The sequence below is a fragment of the Paenibacillus whitsoniae genome (assembly GCF_003955665.1).
GTDB classification, from domain to species: Bacteria; Bacillota; Bacilli; order Paenibacillales; family NBRC-103111; genus Paenibacillus_E; species Paenibacillus_E whitsoniae.
The window spans coordinates 21,293-28,535 of the sequence record NZ_RXHU01000035.1 but is presented as its reverse complement, the minus strand read 5'-3'; the positions used below and the strand labels follow the sequence as shown (position 1 = coordinate 28,535).

Sequence of the window (7,243 nt, the reverse complement as noted above, 5' to 3'; positions counted from 1 at the left end):
TTGTTTGCTCCTGTACGTATTTAACAGCCTGCTTTTTGAACTCATCATTGTAGCGTTGACGTTGCTCTCCCATCACGGACACCTCTCTTCGTTAAGTCTATTATCCCGGGTCACTTAACGTTGTGTCCACTATTTATTCTAAATGCACAAACCACTCTTATTTGCCTGAAATACAGCGAAAATCGTGGATCGCAAAGAAATAGGAGCGGTTAACCGCTCCTATTTCTCACGTTCCATGCTAACCTTGCCCAATAAGGGCGGTTTACCATATCTATTGTGATTCGTTTCGGCGAAAACCGCTAGGGCAACGAGCATTAAGAGGGTCCAGGCCCTGCTATCTCCGCGAAATGAGGCTATTTCGGCGAATTAGAGGGGTCCAGACCCTCTTAGCTACTCCGATTCTGGCGAAATTCGCTCGTTGACGAGCATTAAGAGGGTCCAGGCCCTGCTAACTCCGCGAAATTAAGCTATTTCGGCGAATTAGAGGGGTCCAGCCCCTCTTAGCTACTGCGATTCGAGGCGAAATTCGCTCGTTGACGAACATTAAGAGGGTCCAGCCCCTGCTAACTCTGCGAAATGAGGCTATTTCGGCGAATTAGAGGGGTCCGGCCCCTCTTAGCTACTCCGATTCGTGGCGAAGCTGGCCCTCCACTCCCTCAGCCGAGCGAATCCCGGCGGGAGCCGCAGCCTGGTTAGGCGGCCACGGCTCCCATCGCAGCGCCGTCTAAGGTACGCGCACGCCGCGAGAGCTCTCGAGCAGCGCGTACCACGTCTCGCGGGTCATCGCGTCCGCGACCCGCACCGCGTCCCGGCAAGCGAGCACGCGCTTGCTGTCGGTGGTACCGATCACCGGCTGGATGCGCGCCGGGTGCTTCATGAGCCAGCCGAGCACGACGGCTTCCGGCTCGGCTTCGTACTGCGCCGCGAGCTGGGCGACGAGCGCGGCGGTGTTTTTCACCGTCTCCGGGCTGTCGACTTTCGCTGCGCCGGAGAAAAGCCCCTTCGCAAGCGGGCCCCACGCTTGGATCTGCACGTCCGCCATCTGGCAATACTCAAGGATGCCGTCGGCGAAGTTCGTGTTCAGACCGGCTTTCTGGTTCACCAGAATGCCCTGCTCGATCCAGTCGAGCCGCGCGAGGCTGAGCTCGAGCTGATTCACCACCAGCGGCTCCGGCAGCGAGTTCTGGATGAAGCGCATTTGCGCCGACGTCATGTTGGACACGCCGAAGTGGCGCACCTTGCCTGCTGAGCGCAGCGTATTGAACGCGGCGGCGATGTCTTCCGGCTCCATAAGCGCATCGGGACGATGCAAGAGCAGCACGTCGAGGTGCTCGATGCCAAGGCGCGACAGAATCCCGTCGACCGATGCGAGGATGTGGTCCTTGCTAAAATCAAACCGGTGCACCCCGGTCTCATCCGGGAACCGGATTCCGCATTTGGACTGCAGGATGATCTGATCTCGCAGATCCGGGCGGTTTTTCAGCACCTCGCCGAAAACAGTTTCGGCTTTGCCTTTTTTATAAATGTCCGCATGATCGAACATGGTAATGCCAATTTCGAGGGCGGCTTCGACGGCTTTTTCCGCCGTGATGTAGTCTTCCTTGGTGAGCGGGCTCCCCGCCCAATCTCCACCTAAACCCATGCAGCCATAGACTAGCCGGCTGTTCGATATTCCTCGTCGTTCTAGGGGCATGCTTTTCACGATAACGTCCTCCCAGCTTCATAGTCTCCCCTAGTATAAACCCAGTCGCGCGGAGAGGTAAGAACTGAAATTCCTGTTACTTACTTACCTGGACGTAAGCGATGGCTTGACCTTGCGGGCGGAATCGGGTACAGTGGACGCACCATCTCTACAATTGATACGAAAAGGAGCAAGCCAACGATGATTATCGGCGTCGGCATGGATTTGGTCGAAATTGCGCGGCTGGCGCGCATGCTGGAAGGCACGTCCGGGGAGCGGTTTCTGGAGCGCATCCTGACGCCCGCGGAGCGGGAGCTGGCCGCGCAGCGGCGCGGCCGGCTCGCGGAGTTTGCGGCGGGGCGCTTCGCTGCGAAGGAAGCGGTTGTAAAGGCGATCGGCTGCGGCATCGGCAAGCAGATCGGCTTTCAGGATATTGAGGTGCTGCCTGACGCCCTCGGCAAGCCGGTCGTGACGGTGTCGCCCGAGGCGATGCAGCGGGCAGGACTGGCGGCAGACGGGGGGTACCGCCTGCATATAAGCATTACGCATACGGGCGCGATGGCGGCGGCGTATGCGATCGTCGAGGAGAGAGAATCAACGTTAACTTGATGGTCCATTCATAGGCGAGCAACGGCCCGATCTTTGGATCGGGCTGTTTTTTTGCAACTACGTCAGTAGAAGCGCATTTAACTTGGAGATCGTATCGTCGTCGGTTGACGGAATATTGATGGTGACGGTCAGGTGCGGTGCATCAGAGACGAAAAACGAAATTTGATGGAATGTGATCCTCCCGACTGCCGGATGATAATTGATTTTCACGCCTTCAGGCCCGTTGAGCACATCGTGCTCCGGCCACCACGTTCTGAATTCCTCGCTGGCTTGATTCAATTCCTCGATAAACGCCATCCACCACGGGTCTCCTGCAAATTTCCCGTAGTTCGCGCGAAATTGAGCTAATCGGTGCCGCGCGTGCGTTTCCCATGTATCCTGAAGCAGCTCCCGGATGTATGGGGAAGTGAATGTCCGCCAGACGGAATTGCGCTCGCGTGCCGACATCCCCTCATAATCTCCGTAAATCAGGCTTGCGACTCGGTTCCACGCCACGATGTTCAAGCGCTGATCCATGACCATGGTCGGACTCGTGCCTTGCAGATCGAGGAAGCGCTGCAAGCTCGGGCTGATTGCGCTTTCGGCTGGTGCCAGATCGGCTGGCAGCTGTTGAAGAGCCAGCAGAAATAAATGCTTACGCTCATTCGAATCGAGTTGGAGCGCCCGCGCAATATTCTCCAGCACTTGAGCGGATACCTGAATGTTTCGCGCCTGCTCCAGCCACGTATACCAGTCCACGCTGATGCCCGAGAGCAGCGCGACTTCCCCGCGCCGAAGTCCTGGCGTACGCCGCCGGCCACGATTAGGCAAGCCCGCCTGCTCGGGTGAAATTCGGGCACGCCGCGTCTGCAAAAACTGAGCCAGCTCGTTGAGTCGTTCATTGCCTGATTGCTCCATCGCTGTACACCTGCCCCTTGTCGGATTCTTAGGCTAGGAGAAAAACTCCTAGGATAAACCATCATCTCGTTCTAGTATAGGATCTATTTTACACTAGAGAAGGAATTGGTGGATAAATGATTCTTGTCATGGAAGGGGAATGCAGTTTGGAACAAATGATGCAAATACAACCCGAACGTACCAGGAAGCTGGCTCAAGCGCTGCTGCTTCTGGGACTTTCGCTAGGCTACTTTATGGTGCTGCTGGATATGACGGTGGTTAGTGTCGCATTGCCGGCGATTCGCGCTGATTTGGGCGGAGGGATAGCGGGCCTGCAATGGGTGGTCAACGCCTATACGATTGTTTTCGCGGGTTTGCTGCTGTCGATGGGGGCGATTGCCGACAAGCTGGGGGCCAAACGCGTCTATATCGGCGGTCTGGCGCTATTTCTCATCGCCTCCGGCACATCAGCCGCTGCACCGTCGCTTGGTTTACTTATTGGATTGCGCGCCGTACTCGGTGTGGGAGGTGCCGCCCTTCTGCCGGCGTCGCTTTCGCTCTTTGCCCACACGTTCCCTGAACCTGCCCGGCGCGCGCGGGCTCTCGGTATTTGGGCGGCGGTTACGGGCATAGCGATGGCCTCAGGGCCTGTCATCGGCGGATTGTTGGTCGACACGCTCGGTTGGCGCAGCATTTTTCTGCTCAATGTGCCGCTTGCACTCATCAGTCTGATCATGACTATGCAGCTCGTTGGCGAAACCGATCGTCATGCGCAGCGCAGCTTTGACCTGTCGGGCCAAGTCTCGGCGATTGCCGGCATTGTCGCCTTGTCCTTCGCACTCATGGAAGGGGAATCTTGGGGATGGCGCTCTCCGATTATTATAGGGGCATTCGGTCTGGCCCTGCTATGCGCCGTCACCTTCCTGAGGGTGGAAGCCAGAGGCAAGACACCGCTGCTTCCGCTGCGGCTCTTCCGAAATCCCACCGTATCGGCGGGAATGCTGGCCGGCATGGCGATTAACATCGGCATCTCGGGGATTTTGTTCATCCTGCCCTTGTACTGGGAGCAGATTCGCGGATTATCGGCCCATATGGCGGGACTGGCGCTCCTTCCGATGATGGTTCCTATGGCTTTCAATCCGATTTTCACCGGTCGAATCGTGGCTCGCATCGGAGCAAGAATACCCATGACGATTGGATTTGGCCTGGGGGCCGTGGGGACGCTGCTGCAACTCGGGGTGGACCGCAACTCGGGTTATACACTTACCCTGGTGGGCTTGCTGCTGATCGGCTTCGGCGTGTCTCTGACGGTTCCCGCGTTAATGGCAGCCGTGATCTCCGCTGTCCCGAAGGAACAGACCGGCGCTGCTTCTGGCGCGCTGAATTCAACCCGGCAGCTTGGCGCGACATTGGGCGTTGCCATACTCGGAGCCATGCTGAGTGGAAGCCAATCGTTTATGGCCGGCATGCAGATGTCGTTAGCTGTGACAGCGGTTATTTTGCTCGGGGGCAGCGTGTTCTCGTTCTTGTTTTATTGGGCGCACGAAGGGGTGAGGCAAGTTTGTGCGAAAAGGCACCATCCATCGGCTACAGGCGTAGGAGTAACCGTTGGCTGACGACGCGTTTCCAAGACACGCACAAAGACACGCACAAAGACACGCACAAAGACACGCACAAAGACACGCACAAAGACACCTCTCAAGACACGCGCACATAACCTGCAACCTGCATTTTGTACATCAAAATTCGAAAAATACGGAGAGTTTAACGGGTTTACCTGCATTATGTACATCTAAAATGCGCCCTAGTGCCCCAAAATGCCCTGAAAATGGGGACTTCGCAAGATTTAGCTGCACTTTTACAGTTGTTTGTTCCAATTGCCCGGCGCTGATGAAATTACTTGCAGTTTTTGCAGGTTCGGAGGAGGGCTCCCGAGCGGGCAGGGGCAGCACAAACCAAAAAGCCAATGCACGGGATCACATACCCCCATACATTGGCTTTTTTCCACTTTCGGCTTGCTTGTCGAGCTACCTTGTAGCACCATCTGCCTGACCATTAGCCTTGCCGCTTCGCAGCATGAGCCCGCTCACGACCAGCGCGATCCCGCCCATCCCTTCCAGGATGACGGCGGAGTAGCCCAGGTACCACAACCCCATGACGATGGTCAGCGCGAACAGCCAGAGCCCGACGTATATCAAGCCACGGCCAAGCATAAGGCCGGCCTGGACGAAGCCGACGGCGAGCAGGAACGCGCGCAATAGCGGCGCGAATAAGGGGCTGACCGCCTCGATCGCCTCCAGGAACACGACGGCTCCGATCAGCAGCAGGCCCGGCACGACGATCAGCAGCGGGTGCGCCGCCGCTTCTTCACGCTCAGCATTCGATGCGCCAGCCGACTTGCGCTGCGACCAGACCTGCACGAAGCTGGCGATCAGCGCGGTCACGAACGCAGCCGTTTTCAGCCAGTCCAGATCGCGCCAATAGATGGCGAAATCAATAACGGCGTTAAATATCCACTCCGCTCCCCAAATAAACAGCAGGGGCAGAAAACGCTGCGCGCTCTGCAAAGCGGCTTGTTTTTTATCGATTAGCGACGCCTTCCGGCTATCCCGATTGGACGATTGCATATGTTCACCTCTAGTTTTCTGTTCCATTCTTCTCGTATAATGATACCATGTTCATGGATTCATCCATCCATTATAACGTGAACAGGCCCGATAGAGAAGGAGAGCACATGTACAGCACTGAACAAAAATTGCATTTTTCCACGAACCTGCTGGAATGGTACGGCAGACATAAACGCGATTTGCCTTGGCGCCGAAGCAAAAACCCCTACTATATATGGATTTCCGAAGTGATGCTTCAGCAAACCCGGGTTGATACGGTCATTCCGTATTTTCACCGGTTTGTCGAACAATTTCCAACGGTGGAGGCGCTCGCGACAGCGCCGGAAGAGCAGGTGCTGAAAGCCTGGGAAGGCCTCGGCTACTACTCCCGCGCCCGCAATCTGCAAAGCGCCGTGCGCGAAGTGCACGAACGCTATGACGGCATCGTGCCGCAGACGAAAGAGGAAGTCTCTTCGCTCAAAGGCGTCGGCCCCTACACGTCCGGCGCCATCCTCAGCATCGCGTACAACAAGCCGGAGCCGGCGGTTGACGGGAATGTGATGCGCGTGTTGTCGCGCTATTTTCTCATTGAAGAAGACATCATGAAGCCGTCTACCCGGACGGTTATGGAAAAGCTGGCGCGCGAGCTGATTCTCGAAGGCACCGCCAGCGACTTCAACCAAGCGCTGATGGAGCTTGGCGCGATGGTGTGTACGCCGCGTTCGCCGCACTGCCTGACGTGCCCGGTCATGGCCCACTGCTCGGGCCGGGAAGCCGGGATGGAAGAAGCGCTGCCCATCAAAAAGAAAGCCAAACCGCCGCGCCCCGAACTGCGCGCTGTCGCTTTGATCGAGGGCACGGGGGAGAACGCGGGCAAGTGGCTCATCCGCCAGCGCCCGCAGGAGGGGCTCCTCGCCAAAATGTGGGAGCTGCCGCACGTCGCCTGGGCCTCGGACAGCTGGCAGTCCGATGAAGAGAACCAGGACGAGCTGCGCAGCCTGCTCGCCGAGCAAGAGCAGATCGTCATCCAGCCGGAGGGCTGGTTCATGGACACCGAGCATATTTTCAGCCATATCGTCTGGAAAATGAAAGTGTACCGGGCCAAGCTGCTCCCCGCTAGCGGACAAGGGCCATGGGCCGGAGCGAACGCAAGTTTCCCCACAGGCGATAGCTGGATGCCGTTCCACTACCGCTGGGTCGGCCCGGAGGATCTCGGCGACTACGCGTTTCCGAACGTGTTCGTCCGTATCATGCGGGAGTGGCAGGAGCAGGGGGAGTAGGCGAGCTGCCTGAAAAACTTATGTACCGCTCTGTTTGCCGAGGCGAAGGGGCTGATTCCTGCAAAAAGGCAGGAATTTATCGCAAAAGATGCCACTTTCAGCTAAATGCCTGCGATAAAGCAGTTTTTTAAGCCAAACTCGCTCGAAAGTGGAGGCCTCGCCCCAGATTCCTGCCTTTTTGCAGGCATTCA

6 protein-coding genes are annotated in these 7,243 nt (G+C 57.2%); 3 read left to right on the top strand and 3 right to left on the bottom strand.

All coding sequences use genetic code 11. The features are described 5' to 3' along the window. Positions 1 to 724 precede the first annotated feature (724 nt). Positions 725 to 1,702, bottom strand: a complete 978-nt coding sequence (locus tag EJQ19_RS13720) for an aldo/keto reductase (RefSeq protein WP_126141798.1) — start codon at positions 1,700 to 1,702, stop codon at positions 725 to 727. A 180-nt stretch (positions 1,703 to 1,882) separates the two neighbouring features. Between EJQ19_RS13720 and acpS the strand changes: the two genes are divergently transcribed. Then, on the top strand, positions 1,883 to 2,290 hold the full coding sequence (gene acpS, locus EJQ19_RS13715; RefSeq protein WP_126141797.1) for a holo-ACP synthase: 408 nt from the start codon (positions 1,883 to 1,885) through the stop codon (positions 2,288 to 2,290). A 57-nt stretch (positions 2,291 to 2,347) separates the two neighbouring features. On the opposite strand, the gene EJQ19_RS13710 is transcribed toward acpS, so the two are convergent. Then, positions 2,348 to 3,187 (bottom strand): helix-turn-helix transcriptional regulator, encoded by an 840-nt coding sequence (locus tag EJQ19_RS13710; RefSeq protein ID WP_126141796.1) that lies wholly within the window; start codon positions 3,185 to 3,187, stop codon positions 2,348 to 2,350. A gap of 155 nt (positions 3,188 to 3,342) precedes the next feature. On the opposite strand from EJQ19_RS13710, the gene EJQ19_RS13705 reads away from it, so the two are divergent. Continuing rightward, positions 3,343 to 4,782 (top strand): MFS transporter, encoded by a 1,440-nt coding sequence (locus EJQ19_RS13705; protein ID WP_241242901.1) that lies wholly within the window; start codon positions 3,343 to 3,345, stop codon positions 4,780 to 4,782. A 411-nt stretch (positions 4,783 to 5,193) separates the two neighbouring features. Here the strand turns inward: EJQ19_RS13705 and EJQ19_RS13700 are convergent, their stop codons facing one another. Beyond that, positions 5,194 to 5,793, bottom strand: coding sequence for a hypothetical protein (locus EJQ19_RS13700; protein WP_241242900.1), 600 nt, complete (start codon positions 5,791 to 5,793; stop codon positions 5,194 to 5,196). 107 nt (positions 5,794 to 5,900) lie between these two features. On the opposite strand from EJQ19_RS13700, the gene mutY reads away from it, so the two are divergent. After that, the gene (mutY, locus tag EJQ19_RS13695) at positions 5,901 to 7,052 is read left to right on the top strand and encodes an A/G-specific adenine glycosylase (RefSeq protein WP_126141795.1); all 1,152 of its coding nucleotides are present in this window, start codon (positions 5,901 to 5,903) and stop codon (positions 7,050 to 7,052) included. Positions 7,053 to 7,243: the final 191 nt, after the last annotated feature.